At 75.3% G+C, this 17,596-nt stretch carries 17 protein-coding genes; 3 read left to right on the top strand and 14 right to left on the bottom strand.

Going from position 1 to position 17,596, the window contains the following annotated elements; translation table 11 throughout:
* Window positions 1-130: 130 nt before the first annotated feature.
* Genes AD017_RS16525 through AD017_RS16515 form a run of 3 tightly spaced genes read right to left on the bottom strand, consistent with a single transcriptional unit; the run spans window position 131 to window position 3,599 of the window.
* Window positions 131-1,756 carry a molybdopterin-dependent oxidoreductase gene (locus AD017_RS16525; RefSeq protein ID WP_227012766.1) on the bottom strand — a complete coding sequence of 542 codons (1,626 nt, stop codon included), beginning with the start codon at window positions 1,754-1,756 and terminating at the stop codon, window positions 131-133.
* On the bottom strand, window positions 1,753-1,992 hold the full coding sequence (locus AD017_RS16520; protein ID WP_369821678.1) for a glutaredoxin family protein: 240 nt from the start codon (window positions 1,990-1,992) through the stop codon (window positions 1,753-1,755). The genes AD017_RS16525 and AD017_RS16520 overlap by 4 nt, the downstream gene beginning before the upstream one ends.
* Window positions 1,993-1,994: 2 nt before the next feature.
* Entirely contained in the window at window positions 1,995-3,599 is a 1,605-nt protein-coding gene (locus AD017_RS16515; RefSeq protein WP_060574769.1) for an AMP-binding protein, read from the bottom strand.
* Between the two features lie 697 nt (window positions 3,600-4,296).
* On the opposite strand from AD017_RS16515, the gene AD017_RS16510 reads away from it, so the two are divergent.
* The 3 genes from AD017_RS16510 to AD017_RS16500 all read left to right on the top strand — a co-directional run bounded on the left by AD017_RS16510 (window position 4,297) and on the right by AD017_RS16500 (window position 7,677).
* A complete protein-coding gene (locus tag AD017_RS16510) occupies window positions 4,297-4,935 on the top strand; it encodes a sigma-70 family RNA polymerase sigma factor (protein WP_010237326.1) in 639 nt (212 codons plus the stop codon).
* Window positions 4,936-5,116: 181 nt separating this feature from the next.
* Window positions 5,117-6,559 (top strand): DUF5667 domain-containing protein, encoded by a 1,443-nt coding sequence (locus AD017_RS34580; protein WP_060574768.1) that lies wholly within the window; start codon window positions 5,117-5,119, stop codon window positions 6,557-6,559.
* Window positions 6,560-6,792: 233 nt separating this feature from the next.
* A complete protein-coding gene (locus tag AD017_RS16500) occupies window positions 6,793-7,677 on the top strand; it encodes an HAD family phosphatase (RefSeq protein ID WP_033200521.1) in 885 nt (294 codons plus the stop codon).
* 24 nt (window positions 7,678-7,701) lie between these two features.
* On the opposite strand, the gene AD017_RS16495 is transcribed toward AD017_RS16500, so the two are convergent.
* The 11 genes from AD017_RS16495 to AD017_RS16450 form a co-directional block, all read right to left on the bottom strand.
* Window positions 7,702-8,700, bottom strand: a complete 999-nt coding sequence (locus AD017_RS16495) for a lysophospholipid acyltransferase family protein (protein WP_010241353.1) — start codon at window positions 8,698-8,700, stop codon at window positions 7,702-7,704.
* A 10-nt stretch (window positions 8,701-8,710) separates the two neighbouring features.
* Window positions 8,711-9,757 carry an NAD-dependent epimerase/dehydratase family protein gene (locus AD017_RS16490; RefSeq protein ID WP_060574767.1) on the bottom strand — a complete coding sequence of 349 codons (1,047 nt, stop codon included), beginning with the start codon at window positions 9,755-9,757 and terminating at the stop codon, window positions 8,711-8,713.
* 207 nt (window positions 9,758-9,964) lie between these two features.
* Window positions 9,965-10,066, bottom strand: coding sequence for a 30S ribosomal protein bS22 (locus AD017_RS33465; protein ID WP_010241351.1), 102 nt, complete (start codon window positions 10,064-10,066; stop codon window positions 9,965-9,967).
* A 194-nt stretch (window positions 10,067-10,260) separates the two neighbouring features.
* A complete protein-coding gene (locus AD017_RS16485; RefSeq protein ID WP_010241349.1) occupies window positions 10,261-10,473 on the bottom strand; it encodes a helix-turn-helix domain-containing protein in 213 nt (70 codons plus the stop codon).
* Between the two features lie 197 nt (window positions 10,474-10,670).
* A complete protein-coding gene (gene proC / locus AD017_RS16480) occupies window positions 10,671-11,477 on the bottom strand; it encodes a pyrroline-5-carboxylate reductase (RefSeq protein ID WP_060574766.1) in 807 nt (268 codons plus the stop codon).
* Between the two features lie 21 nt (window positions 11,478-11,498).
* Window positions 11,499-12,326, bottom strand: coding sequence for a thioesterase family protein (locus AD017_RS16475; RefSeq protein ID WP_010241345.1), 828 nt, complete (start codon window positions 12,324-12,326; stop codon window positions 11,499-11,501).
* 38 nt (window positions 12,327-12,364) lie between these two features.
* A complete protein-coding gene (locus tag AD017_RS16470) occupies window positions 12,365-13,252 on the bottom strand; it encodes a sugar phosphate isomerase/epimerase (RefSeq protein WP_139323973.1) in 888 nt (295 codons plus the stop codon).
* Between the two features lie 2 nt (window positions 13,253-13,254).
* Window positions 13,255-14,574: a hypothetical protein gene (locus AD017_RS16465; RefSeq protein ID WP_145984060.1), complete on the bottom strand. Its 1,320-nt coding sequence runs from the start codon at window positions 14,572-14,574 to the stop codon at window positions 13,255-13,257.
* Window positions 14,571-15,581 carry a Ppx/GppA phosphatase family protein gene (locus tag AD017_RS16460; RefSeq protein ID WP_060574764.1) on the bottom strand — a complete coding sequence of 337 codons (1,011 nt, stop codon included), beginning with the start codon at window positions 15,579-15,581 and terminating at the stop codon, window positions 14,571-14,573. The genes AD017_RS16465 and AD017_RS16460 overlap by 4 nt, the downstream gene beginning before the upstream one ends.
* A 47-nt stretch (window positions 15,582-15,628) precedes the next feature.
* A complete protein-coding gene (locus tag AD017_RS16455) occupies window positions 15,629-16,318 on the bottom strand; it encodes a response regulator transcription factor (protein ID WP_010234386.1) in 690 nt (229 codons plus the stop codon).
* Between the two features lies 1 nt (window position 16,319).
* The gene (locus AD017_RS16450; protein ID WP_060574763.1) at window positions 16,320-17,561 is read right to left on the bottom strand and encodes a cell wall metabolism sensor histidine kinase WalK; all 1,242 of its coding nucleotides are present in this window, start codon (window positions 17,559-17,561) and stop codon (window positions 16,320-16,322) included.
* Between the last annotated feature and the right edge of the window lie 35 nt (window positions 17,562-17,596).

The raw sequence follows: 17,596 nt of genomic DNA, 5'->3' as shown, positions 1-17,596 counted from the left end.
ACCTACCGGTGATCGATGCTCACGAACCGCTCACCGTGCGACCGAGGCCACTTCGAGGTCCACGACACCTCCGTCACCGGACGCCCGCCACCATCCGTGACGCAGGTCTCGGAGCCGGACCGGCCGGCGGTCAGACGACGGTGACGGTGCGGGACGGCAGGCCGGTCGCGGCCCCCGGCAGCGGTGGGCGGCGCTCGTCGGTCTGGACGGCGCCGTCGCCGTCGGTCGCGCGGCACTGCACCGTGTAGCCACCGGGCGGCAGCTCCAGCTCGGCCCGCCACATCCGCCAGGTCGCCCCACCCGCGGGCACCGGCGCGAGCTCGGCGTCCACCCAGCGGCCGTCGCCGGTGCCGACCTCGACCCGGGAGATCCCGCGCGGCACCGCCCACGCCGTACCGGTGACGACGACGCGGCCGGCCGGGACGCTCGCGTACGACGCCGGGGAGTCGATCCGCGACGCCGTCTCCATCGGCCCCGGCGGGTCCCAGCCCCGCGCCCGCCAGTAGTCGGCCCGGGCGGCGAACGTCGTGAACTCGACGTCGGTGACCCACTTGGTGGCCGAGACGTAGCCGTAGAGCCCCGGTACGACGATCCGCACCGGGAAACCGTGCTCGACCGGGAGCGCCTCCCCCTCCATCCCGACGGCGAGGAGCGCGCCGCGCGCCCGGTCCAGCAGCAGCGGGGCCGGGCTGCCCGCCGTCCAGCCGTCCACGGAGGTGGACAGCACCTGGTCGGCGGCCGGGTCCGGCGACGCCTCGGCGAGCAGTGGCGCCAGCTCGACACCGGTGAACCGGGTGGTGGACACGAGATCGCCGCCGACCTCGTTGGAGACGCAGGACATCGTGACCCAGCGCTCGACCAGCGGGCGTCCCAGCAGGTCGTCGAGGGTGAGCGTGAGCTCGCGGCCGACCATCCCGTGCACCCGCAGCGCCCAGGAGGCGGGGTCCACCGAGGGCACCCGCAGCGCGGTGTCGATCCGGTAGAAGTCCGCGACGGGCGTCGCGAACGCCGCGCCGCCCGGGAACGCGGCGCCGGCGGGCAGCGGGGGTGCCGGCGCGACCCGGCCGCCGGCGGCGAGCGCCCGCAGCCGGGCGGTGAGCCCGTCGCGGGCCGGGCCGATCCGCCCGGACGGGAGCAGCGGCGCCGTCAGTGCCGCGCCGGCGCCCAGCACGAATCCGCCCGCACCGGCCAGCGCCCCGGCCCGGAGGAACCGCCGCCGGGTCAGCGACTCCCGCAGCGGGCGGCCGTCGGGCAGCGTCCCGGCGGCCGACGGTGACGGCACGCGGGCCGCCAGCCGGTACAGCCGCCGGAACGTCGTCACGGTGACGACTACCGCGACAGCGCTGGGGACGAGGTCCAGCTGACCGGCCCCGGGTGCGGTCACGGCGGCGACGACGCCCAGCAGCCCGAGCACGGCCAGGCCCACGACACCCGGGCGGTCGGAGCGCCGGGACAGGGCCCCGGCCCCGGCGGCGGCGAGCGCGAGCACGACCACCACCCCGGCGACGACCGCGTGCCGGCTGCCGACGCCGGCGACGACGGTCGCGAGCTCGGCGACCGCGGGCGGGGTGCGGGCCACGACCTGTCCCGCCACCACGCCGACCGGCGCGGCCTGCGGTGCGACGACGAGCGCGGCGAGCTGCCCGGCCCCGACGCCGAGCGCGGTCGCGGCCAGTCCGGCGAGCGCACCGCGCGGCGCGGGCACCACCGGGCGCACGGCGTCCGCGGGGGCCGCGGCATCTGTGGCGGGGCTCACGGACCTGCGGCGAGGTCCGCCCGCAGGCGCGCCTCGTCGACCCGGAACGAGTCGTGCTCCCGGCCGTCGAGGAGCACCACGGGCACCTGGTCGCCGTACTCGGCGCGCAGCTCGTCGTCGGTGTCGACGTCGAGGGTGTCCCAGCCGGTTCCCGTCTCGCCGCACACGCGTGCGAGCACCTCGGCGGCCTCCTCGCAGAGGTGGCAGCCGTGGCGGGTCAGCAGCCGCACGCGCACGGTCACATCCTCGCCAGCGTCCGGCGGGCGATCTTCCCGGTGGGGGTGCGCGGCAGCTCGCCCGCGAACGAGACGACCGCGGGGCGCTTGAACCGGGCCAGGCGGGCCGCGCAGTGCTCGGCGACGGCGTCCTCGGTCAGTCCCGAGCCGGCCACGGCCACCACGACGGCCTTCACCGCGGCGCCGGTCCGGTCGTCGGGCACGCCGACCACCGCGACCTCGGCGACCGCGTCGAGCTCGGCGATCACCTGCTCGACCTCCCGCGGGTAGACGTTGAACCCGTTCACGATCACCAGGTCCGACGAGCGGTCGACCAGGAAGAGGTCGCCGTCCGGATCGAGGTAGCCGACGTCGGCCGTCACGAACCAGCCGTCGGCGTCCGGGCCGCCGGCGCCGTCCGGCCAGTAGCCGGAGAACAGGTTCGGCCCGCGCAGCGCGATCAGGCCGGTGTCGTCGCCCGGGTCGGAGCCGACGTCGAGGTCGATCTCGTCGGCGTCGGGCTCGGGCTCCGGGTCGTCGAGCGGGCGGCCCGCGGCGTCCACCAGCCGCAGCTCGACGCCCGGCAGCGGCCGCCCGACCGAGCCCGGCTTGGCGGGCCGGCCGGGGTCGTTGCTGGTGATCACCGGGCCGCCCTCGGACAGGCCGTAGCCCTCGTGCAGGTCCAGACCGGTCGCGGCGCGGAAGTCGGCGAGCCAGGCCGCGGGCAGCGGCGCGCCGCCGGAGGTGCACAGCCGCACCCCGCCCATCGCCCGGTGCAGGTCGCCCGGGTCCCCGTCCGGACCGGCCCGGTCGAGCAGCATCCGGAACATCGACGGGACCCCGGCGATCACGCTCACCCGCTCGTCGACGACGGCGGCGAGGACCCGGCCGGGTTCGAACCGGCCCGGGAGGACGACGGTCGCCCCGGCCCAGCAGACCTGCAGCAGGCCGGCGGCGAGCCCGTAGACGTGGAACAGCGGCAGCGCGAGCAGCACCCGGTCGACGCCGTTCACCGGCGCGGGGCGCAGCTCGGCGGCCTGCCGCCGGTTGGCCAGCAGCGCGCGGTGGCTCAGCTGCACCCCGCGCGGGCGGCCGGTCGTGCCGGAGGTGAAGACGATGACGGCGATGCGCTCCGGGTCGGCCGGTCCACGCTCGGCGGGCGGCGCGTCCGGCGGTGGCGCCGACGGGTCGGGCGGGGCGAGCAGGGTCGCCCCGGCGCCCTCGGCGCAGCCGGTGGCGACGCGGTCGTCGGCAGCGGCCACGACGACCGACGGGCCCGCCTGCTCGAACACGATCTCCAGCTCGCGGGTGACCGAGCCCGCGCCGAACGGCACGGCGACGGCATCGGCCCGCAGCGCGCCGAACACCGCCACGCAGTACGCGGCCCCGTCCGGCAGGCCGATCGCCACCCGGTCGCCCGGGCGGACGCCCGCCGCACGCAGCCGGGCCGCCTCGGCGCTGATCGCGCCGTCGAACGCGGCCCAGGACAGGGTGAGCGGTGTGTCGCCGGTCAGGTCACGGACGGCGTCGTGCCCGGGACGCCCGGCGGCGTTGCGGGCGACGAGGTCCGCCAGGTGGACGGGGTCGTCCCCGGTGGGACCGGCGGCAGCGGCAGCGGAACTCGGCACGGGTCTCTCCTCGGCGGACGGCGGCGGGAACAGTCTGGCAAACCGCTGCCCGACACCGGCACCGCTCATCGCCGCATACGAACCGTGTCGATTCGGACACGCTCAGCTAACGGTTCACTGACCGCGCGTAAGGGGCCGCTCGCCGGACCGGGGCACGGTGAAAGGCGGCGAGTGCCGTGCACCACTCGATCACCGTTTATGCTCCGCCGCTACACGAGGTTCAACGCGCGAACCGCCGGTTCGACGCGCGACTCACCCGAGGGAGTGGCATGCAGCTCGTCGCCAGCGCACCGCTGAGCAGCGCCCCGGGCGCCGCACGGCACCGCGCCGGGCAGGACGCCCCGCGCCGTGCCGGACCCACCGGGACGTGTCGCGCACGCCGGCGTCCGACCCCCCGGGATCCATGACCCGGCCGATGCGACCGCAGCGGCTCTTCCGGCCGCGAGAACGACCCGAGACCGCAGTTGATCCAGCCGTCCGTCCCGGTGGGGCCCCCGATCCCCGCCGAGACCGACCCGACGCCGTCCGCCCCCAGCCGGACGGGGAGGTGTCCGTGACTTCAGCGACCTCAGCGCCGTCCCAGCCGACGGGGCCGATCGCGTCCGCTCCCCTGGTCGACGCTCACTCCGACTACCCCGCTCAGCCCGCCGCTCACACCCCCGACGGCCGAAACACCCGATCGGGTCCCGAGCGCGAGATGCCGGCACCACGCCAGGCGCCGCAGATCTCCCAGGACCTGCCCCGCCCGGAGCAGGACCCGGCCGACGAGGCCGCCCGTGCCGTCGAGGACGCGAACAGCTCCTGGGCGCTCGTCGAGGCGTGCCAGGCCGGTGACGCCGGGGCCTTCGGCGAGCTCTACGAGCGCTACCACGACGTGGTGTTCCGGTACGTCCTGTTCCGGATGGGCGACCGCGCGTTCGCCGAGGACGTCACCCAGGAGACCTTCGTGCGCGCGCTGCGCCGGATCTCCTCGGTCAGCTACCAGGGCCGCGACATCGGCGCCTGGTTCGTGACCATCGCCCGGAACCTGATCTTCGACTACGTGAAGTCCAGCCGGTACCGGCTGGAGCAGACGACGTCGGAGATGGTCGAGCACTCCCCCGCCACCGGCGGGCCGGAGCAGCAGGTCCTCGACATGGCGACGAACGACGAGCTGCTCGCGTCGGTCGCCAAGCTCAACGCCGACCAGCGCGAGTGCATCCAGTACCGGTTCCTCCGCGGCCTGTCGGTCGCGGAGACCGCCGAACTGATGGACCGCAACGAGGGGGCCGTGAAGGCCCTCCAGCACCGCGCCGTGCGCCGGCTGGCCCAGCTCCTCCCGGACGGCCTGCGGTGAGCGCCTCAGCGGCACGAGCCGCCGGGACGCGAGAGGGGGTGCGAAACACTGCGGTGAGCGCACTACTCGATGCGGTGAACGGTAGTGGACCCGTAACCTCGCGGCCGATCGGTCGTTGTGCAGACGAGCGCGCCAGGTTAGCGCCGACGAGCAGCGCGAGACTGCAGTGAGGACGGACGGCATGCCCAGGGCATGGGACGACAGGTATCCGGCGGAGGACGGTTTCGACCGCGCCCCGGCGGGTGCCCCTGCGTCGGAGGAGCTGGCCCACGAGATCGCACTGGCCGCGGCGCTGGACCGCTCGCGCCGCGACCTCTCACCGGACCCGCACGCGTCGGCACGGATGCGGCAGCGGCTGTTCGACGTGCTGGCCCAGGAGGGCGTGGGCCGCCCCGAGCAGCCGCCCGCCGGTGCCCCGGCACCGCGGCCGGTCGGGAACCGCTCCGAGCTCTCCGACCTGACCGCGCCGATCGGCCCGCCGATCGCCGACGACCTCGACTGGGAGGCCGTCTCGAACCGTGCGTCCGCCGGTGAGCGGACCCCGGTCGCGGACGACCCCGGCGCCCGCTCGTCGCGCTCGCGGCGCGGCGGCAGGCACGTGCTGCCCAGCGACCACCCGGACCACCCCGGCCTGCCGGTCGGCGCCGCCGCGGGCCCCGCCCGCGACGCGGACGCCGGCCCCGGCCGGGAGGAGACCGTGCGCCCGTCGGGACCGCGGATGCTCGACCGCAGGCGGCCGAGCGTCCGGAAGCGGTTCGGCGTCGTCGTCGGCGGTTTCGCGGCGCTGGCCGTGATCGCCGGCGTGACCTCCACGGTCAGCCGCGACGCGCTGCCCGGTGACGCGATGTACGGGGTGAAGCGGGCCAACGAGAGCATCGGCGGCGCCTTCACCGTCGGCGACCAGGCCGAGGCCTCCCGCCAGCTCGATCTCGCGCGCTCGCGGGTGGACGAGCTGGAGAACCTGATGGCGCGGGCCACCCCGCCCGCACCGGCGTCGGTCGCCGCCGCCATGGAGGACTTCGACCGGGCCGCCAGCACCGGCAGCCGCATGATGCTGACCGGCTCCGGAACCGGTGGCGCCCAGGCGGCGGAGCTCGCCGAGCTGCGCACCTGGGCCGCCGCCCAGTCCGGCCGGATCTCGCGGCTCCAGGAGGAGCTGCCCGCCGAGAGCCGTCCGGAGACCGCCGAGGCCGTCCGCCTGCTGGACCGGGTGCTCGCCCGGGCCGAGGCGCTGCGCGCCGACAGCGGTTGTGCCGCGGACAGCGGCGGCACCGTCGACGATCTCGGCCCGGTGCCGGGTGAGTGCCGCACCGGTGGCGGCGCTCCGGTCGACGCGTCGAAGCAGTCGGCGACGGCGACGGCGACCCCGGAGGGCAGCACGGCGCCGTCGAGCAGTGAGGCTCCGACCTCGGAGACCACGAGCCCGGAGACGTCGACGTCCGAGTCGCCGACCAGCGAGACCGGGTCCGGTGACTCCGGTGGCGGCCTGCCGCTGCTGGGTGGCGGTTCGTCGTCGAGCAGCTCGCCGAGCAGCCCGTCGCAGGAGAAGTCGCAGGACGACGACGGTCTGTCGATCACCATCCCGCCGCTGCTGCCGGGTCTCGGCCCGGTCACCCTCGGCTGACCAGGACGTTCGAACGTCGGTACGCGGGCCCGGTCCGGAGCATCACGCTCCGGGCCGGGCCCGCACCCGTGTCCCGCCAGTAGGCTGGGAGAGCGCCCGAGCCCCCTCGGAGCGCGTGACGCCGTCGCACCAGGAAGGCCGCCGTGGTGAGTGATCCCGGGTCCGCTCCGGACGAGGTCCGACTCGACGCGACCGGCGCCGGGACCGACACCGGGCTCGCGGAGGAGCCCGGCGTGCTGGAACAGGCGACCGCGCTCGATCCCGCACAGCGGGCGGGTCAGGCGTCCGCCGCGGCCGCCGTCGCCGCGGAGCACGCCGAGCACGAACCGCCCGACGCCGACGCCCCGCCGCCGGACCTGACCGCCGCGGCGTTCTTCGACGTCGACAACACGATGATGGTCGGCGCCTCGATCTTCCACTTCGCCCGCGGGCTCGCCGCACGGAAGTTCTTCACCACCTCGGACCTGGCCGGGTTCGCCTGGCAGCAGCTCAAGTTCCGGATCGGTGGCCGCGAGGACAAGGGCGGCATCGCCGGGCACCGGGACACCGCGCTCTCGTTCGTCGCGGGGCGGCCGGTCGACGAGGTCGTCTCCCTCGGCGAGGAGATCTACGACGAGCTGATGGCCGACCGGATCTGGGCCGGCACCCGGGCGCTCGCCCAGATGCACCTCGACGCCGGCCAGCGGGTCTGGCTGGTCACGGCGACGCCGATCGAGCTGTCCCGCATCATCGCCCGGCGGCTCGGCCTCACCGGAGCGCTGGGGACGGTCGCGGAGTCCGTCGACGGCCTCTACACCGGGCGCCTGGTCGGCGAGATCCTCCACGGCCCGGCGAAGGCGCACGCCGTGCGTGCACTGGCCGCGTCGGAGGGGCTCGACCTGCGCCGCTGCACCGCCTACTCCGACTCGGTGAACGACGTGCCGATGCTGTCCGCCGTGGGGACCGCGGTCGCGGTCAACCCGGACTCGGAGCTGCGGGACGTCGCGAAGGCCCGGAACTGGCAGATCCGCGACTTCCGGACCGGCCGCAAGGCGGCCCGGATCGGGGTGCCGTCGGTGCTCGGCGCCGGCGCCGTCGCGGGGGCCGTCGCCGCCGGGATGGCCTACCGCAAGAAGTGACCGGGCACCGGGACCGGCGCCCGGTCAGCCCAGGAAGACGTTCCGGCGCTGGGACAGCAGCCGGTACAGCGTGTGCTGGATGGTCTCCCGGACCTGGTCGGTCAGGTTGAACACCAGCATCGGGTCCTCGGCGTCGGCGGCGGTGTGGCCGTCGGTGCGGATCGGCTCGCCGAACTCGATGTACCACTTCGACGGCAGCGGGACGAGACCCGCCGGGCCGAGCAGCGGGAACGTCGGGGTGATCGGGAAGTACGGCGCACCGAGGAGCCGCGCGAGCGGCGCCAGGTCACCGAGCTTCGGGTAGATCTCCTCGGCCCCGACGATCGAGCACGGGATGATCGGCACGCCGGTGCGCAGCGCCGCGGAGACGAAGCCGCCGCGGCCGAAGCGCTGCAGCTTGTAGCGGTCACGGAAGGGCTTGCCGATGCCCTTGAACCCCTCCGGGAAGACGCCGACGATCTCGCCGGAGCTCATCAGCCGCTCGGCGTCGGGGTTGCACGCCAGGGTCGCGCCGGACTTGCGGGCCAGCGAGCCCGAGACCGGCATCGTGAACATCAGGTCCGCGCCGAGCAGCCGCAGGTGCCGGTTCGCGGGATGGTCGTCGTGCACGGCGACCGTGGTCATCACCGCGTCCAGCGGCAGGGTGCCGGAGTGGTTCGCGACGAGCAGCGCGCCCCCGGTCTCCGGGATGTGGTGGGTGCCGATCGTCTCCACCCGGAACCAGCGCTGGTAGAGCGGGCGCAGCACGGGCAGCACCAGGGCCTCGGTCAGCTCGGGATCGAATCCGAACTCGTCGACCTGGTAGTCACCGCCGAGGCGGCGCCGGAGGAACTCCAGCACCTGCTCGAGCCCCGCCTCCCAGGCCGGCTGCTCGTCGTCGTCGGCGTCCGGAACCGGTGGCACCGCGGTCGGGCGCGCCGGTTCCTCGTCCCGCGCGGGGCGGGCTGGTCCCCGGTTGCCCCGGATCGGGATCACCCGCGCCTCGGCCATGCCGTCGCCCTCCTGCTTCTCGCGTGCCTTCATGCCGGCGCCCTCAGCGGAGTGCCCGTGCGAGACCGAGCAGGCCGCGTTCGGCCGACGCGATCCGCTCCGTGCCGAGCACCGGGCTCAGCGCCTTGCCCCGGACGAAGTCGTCGAACGCCTGCGTGGTCGTCCACCGGGGTTCGAACCCGAAGTCGTCGATCAGCCGGGTCAGGTCGACGACCCGGCCGAAGTTGAGGAACCGCATCTGCTCCGGCGAGAAGTCGACCACCCGGGCACCGCGCAGCACCCGGCTGACCGGGGCGACCGCGGTGCTGGGTACCGGCAGCGCGATCTTGCCCGCGCGCCGGATCGCCTGGGACAGCATCAGCACACCGTGCGCGGCGACGTTGTAGACCCCGGGGAGCTCGTGGGTGGCGGCCCGTTCCAGGACGGCGAGCCCGTCCTCCTCGTGCAGGAGCTGGATCCGCGCGTCGTACCCGAGCACCGTCGGCACGACGGGCAGCGCGAAGTACCGGGTCAGCACGGTGTCGATGCGCGGGCCGATGAAGTTCGCGAACCGCAGCACCGTCGCCGTGACGTCCGGCCGGCGGCGGCTGAACCCCCGCAGGTAGCCCTCGATCTCCGCGGCGTCCTTGGCGTAGCCGCCCGAGGGGAGGTCCTTCGCCCCGGTCGCCTCGTCGAACACCGCGGGGTCGCGGGAGCTGGAGCCGTAGACCGCGGTCGTCGACTTCAGCACGACCCGCCGCACGCTCGGCGCCTTCTGGCACGCGGCGAGCAGCTGCATCGTGCCGATGACGTTCATCTCCTTCATCGTCGCGCGGCCGCCCGAGGAGGCGGGGCTGGCCGACAGCGACGCGTGGACGACGGTGTCGACCCCGGCGGTGGAGATGACCTTGGCGATCAGCGGGTTGCGGATGTCGGCGCGCACGAACTCGGCGCGGCCCATGCGCCGCAGCAGGTCCCGCGGCGGCGGGACGGTGTCGACACCGAGCACCCGGTCGATGTCCGGGTTCGCCGCCAGCCGCGCCGCGAGGTGACCGCCGAGGTAACCGCTCACGCCGGTGACGAGCACGACGTTCGGGGTCGGCGACGACATGGGGCGACCTCACTGGACGGAGCCTGCGGACCACGCGGAGACACCGCAGGAACGGTGGACGACCGGACCGATCCTAGTGCGTGGCGGTCGTCGTGGGCACGGCCGCGGACGGGAACGGCGTGACGAGTCTGTGAACGCCGTGTGCGGCCCCGTGAACGACACCGGCCGCGCACCCGCCGATGAGCGGGTACGCGGCCGGTGCGCGAGTCACTTGCCGAGCTTGCGGCGCTGCACCCGGGTCTTGCGCAGCAGCTTGCGGTGCTTCTTCTTCGACATCCGCTTGCGGCGCTTCTTGATGACCGAGCCCATGGGTGCTCCTCCTGTATCGACGCAGATCGCCCGCGACCGCACCACCGGGTGGCCTCGAGGCGGGCCGCCCGCACCCGCCGGAACGACGGAGCAGGCCGTGCGACCGGTGGGAGTCGGCAGCCGGAGAACGAGTCTACCGGGGTGCCGTGACACCCCGGGACCGGGGGACCACCGTACGGGGGACGGTCCCGCGATCAGCCCGCGTCGAAGTAGGCGTTGCGCAGGTAGTCCTCGACGGCGCGCTGCGGCACCCGGAACGAACGGCCGACGCGCGCGGCCGGCAGCTCACCCGAGTGCACCAGCCGGTACACGGTCATCTTGGAGACCCGCATCATCGAGGCCACCTCGGCCACCGTCAGGAACTGGACCTGGGCCGGCCGCAGGGGCTCGGGACGTTCCGCCGCCATCGGGCACCGCCTTCCTCCCCCGACCAGTGCCCCCGGACGCCCGGTGGTGGGGGATGCGTGAGCAGTCTACCGGGACGGATGTGACGATCGGTCCGCCGGAGGGGGGCCCGATCGGGGAACGGTCGGGCGCGTCGGGGTGACGACGGGTCGTCCGATGCGCTGATCGGGGGATGACGGAGGGTGGCCTCCGGTGGTCGTCACCCCCGACCGAGGGCCACGGACCGGTCGTGGGCGGCGGTCACGGCGTCCGCGAACGCCGACCGCAGGCCGTGCCGCTCCAGCTCGCGCAGGGCCGCCGCCGTCGTCCCGGCCGGGGAGGTGACGTTCTCCCGCAGCACCGCCGGGTGCTCGCCGGTCTCCCGCAGCATCCGGGCGGCACCGAGCGCGGTCTGCACCGTCAGCTCGGTCGCGGCCGGCCGGGTCAGCCCGAGCGCCACCCCGGCCTCGATCATGGCCTCGGCGACCAGGAAGAAGTAGGCCGGTCCGGAGCCGGAGACCGCGGTGGCGGCGTCCTGCTTGGCCTCGTCGATCCGCAGCACCGCCCCGACGGTGCCGAGCAGCGCCTCGGTCTCGGCGAGGTGCCCGTCGCCGGCGTGGGCGCCCGGGGAGATCGCGCACATCGCGGCCCCGAGCAGCATCGGGGTGTTCGGCATGACCCGCACGACCGGCGTCCCCGCGGGCAGCGCCCCCTCGAACAGCGACGTCGGCAGGCCCGCGCACAGCGACACCACGAGGGTGCCCTCGTCCAGTGCCCCGCCGATCTCGCCGAGCAGCGCGACGACGTCCTGCGGCTTCACCGCGACGACGACCGTCCCGGCGCCGCGCACCGCATCGGCGGCCGGCTCGGCGGCCACCCCCAGCTCGGCGGACAGCTGGGCGGCGCGCTCCGGGAACCTCTCGGAGAACACCAGCTCCCCGGCGTCCCGCCCGGCGGCGAGCAACCCGCCGAGCAGCGCCTCGCCGATCCGTCCGCCACCCAGTACCGCGATCCGTGTCCCAGTCATGGGCGGCAGCCTAGGAACCCGCTACCCGCCCAGCGGTGCGAGGGCGAGCTGACGGGCCTGGCACACCGTGCGCCCGGTCGCGTCGACGACGGTGACGTCCTCGTCGAACTGGGTCCCCGATACGGTGCGGGAGCGGGAGTCGACCCGCAGCCAGCCGGGCGACGGACGGCCGCGCAGCAGCGCGGTGAGCTGCACCGTGGGCGCCCAGCCCGGACGTCCGCCGAGGTTGAACACGGTCGGCGGGAGGATGTCGCCGGCCAGCAGCGCGAACAGGACGTCCGGCTCCTCGCCGCGCGGGCGCACCCAGCCCGACATCTCCGGGGGCCCGGTCTCCCCGCGCAGGAACGGCAGCGCGTCCGCCGGGTAGCGCAGCTCGCAGGCGGAGGCCAGCCCGCGGGCGCCGCCCTGCGCGGACGCGGGGTCGACGGCGTCGGCGGCCGGGTCGGGACCGAGCCCGACCGCGGTGTCCCAGCGCGGCTCCCCGCCGGGGAGGACGCCCGCGGTGACGGTCGCGTGCAGCATCAGCTTCCCGGCCTGGGTCAGCCGTACCGCGACCGACGAGATCGTGCGGCCGATCTTCAGCGGGGTCGCCTCCAGCTCCACGGGCGCGAGGTCGGGCGCGCGCAGGAAGTCCGCCGAGACCGCCAGCGGGTCGACGGCCGGGGAGCCGTCGGCGGACAGCCGGGTGAGCCCCGCCTTGGCCATCAGCACCATCAGCAGCCCGCCGAACGCCTTCGGGCCGACCGCCCAGACGTCGTCGAGGCCGGCGCGGAACCTGCCGTCGCCGAGATCGTCGAGGACGTGCGCGTCCGCGAAGGGACGTCCGGTATCGACCGTCGTGCCGCTCATGGGCTCAGGTTACCCATGGGTAGAACCGGGGTGGACGGTCAGCGGGAGCCGCCGACGCCGGCCGGGACGGTCGGCGCGAGGTGCAGCCGCGCGAACAGCAGCGACTCGGCGAGCAGGCCGGTGCGCTCCTGGCGGGTGCGGCAGCGGCGGGTGGACACCTCGAGGACGACGGTGCCCCCGTCGCGGGCGAACGCGCCGTCGGCGAGTGCCTGGCACACCTCGGCGCACGGCTGGGCGCCACGGCCCGGGACCAGGTGCTCGTCCCGCGGGGCCCCGGAGCCGTCGGTGAGGTGCAGGTGGGTCAGCCGGTCACCCATCCGCGCCATGAGGTCGAGCGCGTCGACCTCGGCGGCGGCGGTGTGCGACAGGTCGAGGGTGTAGGCGCCGTACCCGATGTCGGTCGGGTCGTGGCCGAGCGCGTACGGCACGGTGCTGATCGAGCCCCGCTTCACCGGGAACATGTTCTCCACCGGGAGCGTGACACCGTCGTGCTCGAACGCCCGCGCGACCTCGTCGCCGAACACGTCGGCGTAGCGGCGCTGCCAGCGGAACGGCGGGTGGACGACGACCGTCCGCGCGCCGAGCCGGGCGGCGACCTCGACGGTGCGGCGGAGCCGGTGCACGGGGTCGGCGCCCCACACCCGCTGGGTGACGGCCAGGCAGGGCGCGTGCACCGCGAGCACCGGGACACCGTGCCGGTGCGCCAGCCGCTCGATCGCCCGCGGGTCCTGGCTGACCGGGTCGGTCCAGATCATGAGCTCGACGCCGTCGTAGCCCAGCTCGGCGGCGATCTCGAAACCGGCCGCCACACCCTCCGGGTAGACCGAGGCGGTGGACAGCGCGACGGGAACCGGGAGCGGGGCGACGGCGGATCCGGGCAGGGGCGACGACGTCACATGACGTGGAGTCGTCTCCCGGTCGCTCATCGTTACCTGTCCAGCAGCACCAGGATCGCCGGGGACACCGTCAGCAGCAGCCCGACCAGCACCGCGAACAGCGTGGTCTTCAGGTCGTCGTTGCGCAGCAGCGCCCGCACGCCGAGCACGAGGCCGACGGTCAGTACGACCGCGAGCGCCAGCGCGACGATCGGGAAGGAGAACCAGAGGAACCGGAACAGCACCCAGATCCCGGCACCGGCGACGGCGCCACCGATCCACTGCGCGATGACGACCGCCCAGGCCTGGCCCGTTCCCGCGGCACCCGCGGACGCGGCGTCGTCCAGACCGGCGGGCGGCTGGGCCTCGTCGCGGGAGCGGCGGCGGCGCGGCTGCCCGTCGTCGTCGGGGAGGGCGCCGTGCTCGAGCTCGCCGTGGTCCTCGTAGTCGTCGTACTCGTCGGCGTCGGGGCGCGGGCGGGGCAGGACACCGGTCCGGCCGCCGTCGGCGTGCGGGTCCCGCTCCCACTCGCCGCTGTCCCCGTCGTCGGCGAACGGGTCGTAGGCGCCGGTCGGCGGGCCCGCGTCGGCCGGGGCACTGCCGTAGGGGGCACTGCCGTACGGGGCGCCGTCGTACGGGGCGCCGTCGTCGTCGGTGAGCGCCGGGGCGCCGAACTGGGTGGGCGGACCGCCGTCGGGGTCGCCGGCCGCGGGGCGGCGGGCGTTCATGCGGCTGGTCGGGATCTCGTCGGCGCCCTCGGAGCCGTACGGGCCCGCGTCCGGGGGGCCGTAGCCGTCGTCGGGCCGGAACGGGCCACGCTGCGCGCCGTCGGGTGCGGGCGGGGCGCCGTTCGGGGCGGGACGGCCGTTCGGCGCGAACGCCTGCGGCCCGGCACCGTTCGGACCGTGACCGTTCGGGCCGTGCGGGGCGCCGTTCGGACCTGCGCCGTTCGGACCGGCGCCGTTCGGACCGGCGCCGTTCGGGGCACCGAAGGGCGTGCCATAGGGCGCACCGCCGTTCGGCGGGGTCCCGTTCGGGGCGTTGCCGTTGGGCACGAACGGGGCCTCGGGCGGAGCGGGCCTGCGGGACGGGAACGACGGGTGCTCACCCGGCGCCGGGGCGTCCCCGCCGCGCGGGGCGACGCCGTCGGCGGGCCACCCGGCGGGACCGCCGGGACCGCGCTCCGCGGGGGCCGGACGGCGGGGCGCAGGCCCCGCCTGTGCCTCGGGGGCGGGACCACCGGAGCCGGGCGGCGGGCCGTCGTCGTCCTCGGACGCACGCCGGCGACGGCGCCGTCCGCTCTGGGAGCCGCCATTGGCGGCGAGCAGCTCGGCGACCGTCCGCTGCCGCGGCTCTGGGCTGTCCACACTCATCCCGACCACCGTGCCCTGTGTGTTGTCAAGGGTCCAAGCCCACCCCCGGAAACGTGCGCCGAGCGGTCGTCCCCGTTCGTTCCGTCGAGCATGTCGAACCGCCGGAGGATCACGCCCTCACGCAACGCCCACGGACAGATGTCGAGCTCGTCGACCCCCAGCGCGTCCATCGCGGCCTGCGCGACGACCGTCCCGGCGACGAGCTGGTGCGCGCGGCTGGCGCTGACCCCGTCCAGCTCCGCGAGGTCCGGGCCGGACATCCGGGTCACGAACCCGGAGAGCTGGCGCAGCCCCTGCGCGGTGAGCGTGCGGTGGGTCCGCGGGCCCGCGCTGGACGGCGCGGCGCCGGCGAGCCGGGCGAGCGTCCGGAAGGTCTTCGACGTGCCCACCGCGCGATCCGGGCGGCCACCGGCGCGCAGCCGTCCGGCCACCGGGGCGAGCTCGTCGCGGACCCGCTCGGCCAGCGCCGTCAGCTCGGCGCGGGGCGGCGGGTCGGCGGAGAACGCCTCGCGGGTCAGGCGCCCGGCGCCGAGCGGCACCGAGGCGGCGACGTCCGGCGTCTCGTCCCGGCCGACGGCGAGCTCCAGCGACCCGCCCCCGATGTCGAGCACCAGCAGGCGCCCGGCCGACCAGCCGCACCACCGGCGGACGGCGAAGAAGGTCCAGCGGGCCTCGTCCTCGCCGGGCAGCACCTCGAGGGTCACCCCGGTCTCGCGCTGCACGAGCGCGAGCACCTCGGCCGAGTTGGTGGCGTCGCGCAGCGCCGAGGTCGCGAACGCCATCAGGTCGTCGCACCCGGCGGCACGGGCCGTGTCCCGGGCCCGGTGCACGCTCTCCAGGAGCGCCTTGACGCCCTCCTTGGTCAGCGCACCCTTGCGGTCCAGGTGCTCGGCCAGCCGGAGCTGGTCCTTGTCCGAGGACATCGGCTTCGGGTGGGCACCACGGTGCGCATCCACCACGAGCAGATGAACGGTGTTGGACCCCACGTCTAGGACGGCCAGTCGCACGGGTGTCAGGTTACCGAGCCGTTATCCACTCCCGGACGGCCACCACGTCACACATCGAACTTGTAGCCCAGTCCGCGCACGGTGACCAGGTGCTTCGGCGTCGACGGGTCGTCCTCCACCTTGGAGCGCAGGCGCTTCACGTGGACGTCGAGCGTCTTCGTGTCGCCGACGTAGTCCGCGCCCCACACCCGGTCGATCAGCTGGGCCCGGGTGAGCACCCGCCCGACGTTGCGGAGCAGGTACTCGAGCAGGTCGAACTCCTTGAGCGGGAGCGGGACGTCGTCGCCGTTCACCGACACGACGTGCCGCTCGACGTCCATCCGGACCGGGCCGGCCTCGAGGATCCCGTTGCCGCTCTCGGTCTCGCCGGTGGCCTCGCCGCCGCGGCGGAGCACGGCGCGGACGCGGGCGATCAGCTCGCGGGCCGAGTACGGCTTGGTGACGTAGTCGTCGGCGCCGAGCTCCAGCCCGACCACCTTGTCGATCTCGCTGTCCCGGGCCGTCACCATGATCACGGGGACGGCGGAGCGGGAGCGGAGCGCCTTGCAGACGTCGGTGCCGCTCATGCCGGGGAGCATGAGGTCGAGCAGCACGATGTCGGCGCCGTTGCGGTCGAACTCGCTCAGCGCGTCGTTGCCGTTGGCCGCGACGGCCGTGGTGAAGCCCTCCTTGCGCAGCATGAACGCGAGCGGGTCGGCGAAGGACTCCTCGTCCTCCACGATCAGCACCCTGGTCATCTCATCCTCCGGTTGTCGCGGTCTCGGGGGTCTCGCTACCGGCCGCCCCCCTGGGGCCCTCGACGCCCAGCCGGGCGGGGAGCCGCATGGTGAACGTCGAGCCGGTGCCGGGACGGCTCCACAGCCGCACCTCACCGCCGTGGTTCGCGCAGACGTGCTTGACGATCGCCAGGCCGAGCCCGGTGCCGCCGGTCGCGCGGGACCGGGCCGGGTCGACCCGGAAGAAGCGCTCGAACACCCGCTTCTGGTGTTCCGGGGCGATGCCGATGCCGCGGTCGGTGACGGCGATCTCGACCGAGCCGCCGACCTCCCGCCGGCTCACCGACACCGACGAGTCGGTGGGCGAGTACGCGATCGCGTTCTCGACGAGGTTGGTCAGCGCCGTGACGAGCAACGTCCGGTCCCCGTCGACGACCAGCCCGGAGGGTCCGTCGGCGGTGATCTCGACGCCGTGCGACTCCGCGGAGTTGCGGCTGCGGGCCAGCGCCTCGGAGGCGACGTCGTCGACCTCGACGGCGGCCAGCTCGGGCAGCCGCTCGGCGCCGGTCAGCCGGGACAGGGCGATCAGCTCGGAGACGAGGTTGCCCATCCGGGTGGCCTCGCGGAGCAGCTTCTCGCCGAACCGCCGGACCTCGGCGGCGTCGTCCTCGGAGCCCTCGGCCGGGTCCAGGCCCTCGAGGGTGTCGAGCAGCGCCTCGGCCAGCAGCGCGACCGCGCCGACCGGCGTCTTGAGCTCGTGGCTGACGTTGGCGACGAAGTCGCGGCGGGTGGCCTCCAGCCGTGCCACCTCGGAGGTGTCGACGGCCTCGACCAGGGTGAACCCGTCGCCGAGGGCGTGGATCCTCGCCTGCACCGCGACCGGCCCGCGCGGGGTGCGGTCCAGCGGGGAGAGATCGACCTCGAGCAGCCGGTCCCCGGCCTGCACGCGCTGGCAGGCGGCCCAGGCGCGGGGGTCCAGCCGGTCCTCGGTGACGGCGCCGAGCGCGGCGGCCCGCGGGTTGTGCAGCAGCACGTCACCCGCGGCACCGACGACGGCCAGGCCGGAGTCCGACTGGCGGAACGTGCGGTGCAGCAGCTCCCCGAGGGTGGGTGCCGCGGCGGACGGCCGGTCGTCCGGGGTGCGGGACGCGACGGCGGTGCGGCGGGCGGGGCGGCCGGCGGACGGACGCCGCGCCAGCGCGGCCCCGGCCAGCAGGCCCAGGCCGAGCGCGACGACCGCGATCAGCCACGCGAGCGTGGTCACGGGGGCATCGTAGGCAAGCGGGGGTGCCCTCTGGC

The sequence above is a fragment of the Pseudonocardia sp. EC080619-01 genome (assembly GCF_001420995.1).
GTDB lineage: Bacteria > Actinomycetota > Actinomycetes > Mycobacteriales > Pseudonocardiaceae > Pseudonocardia.
The sequence above is the reverse complement of the archived record's forward strand: the minus strand, read 5'-3'. Positions and strand labels throughout refer to the sequence as shown.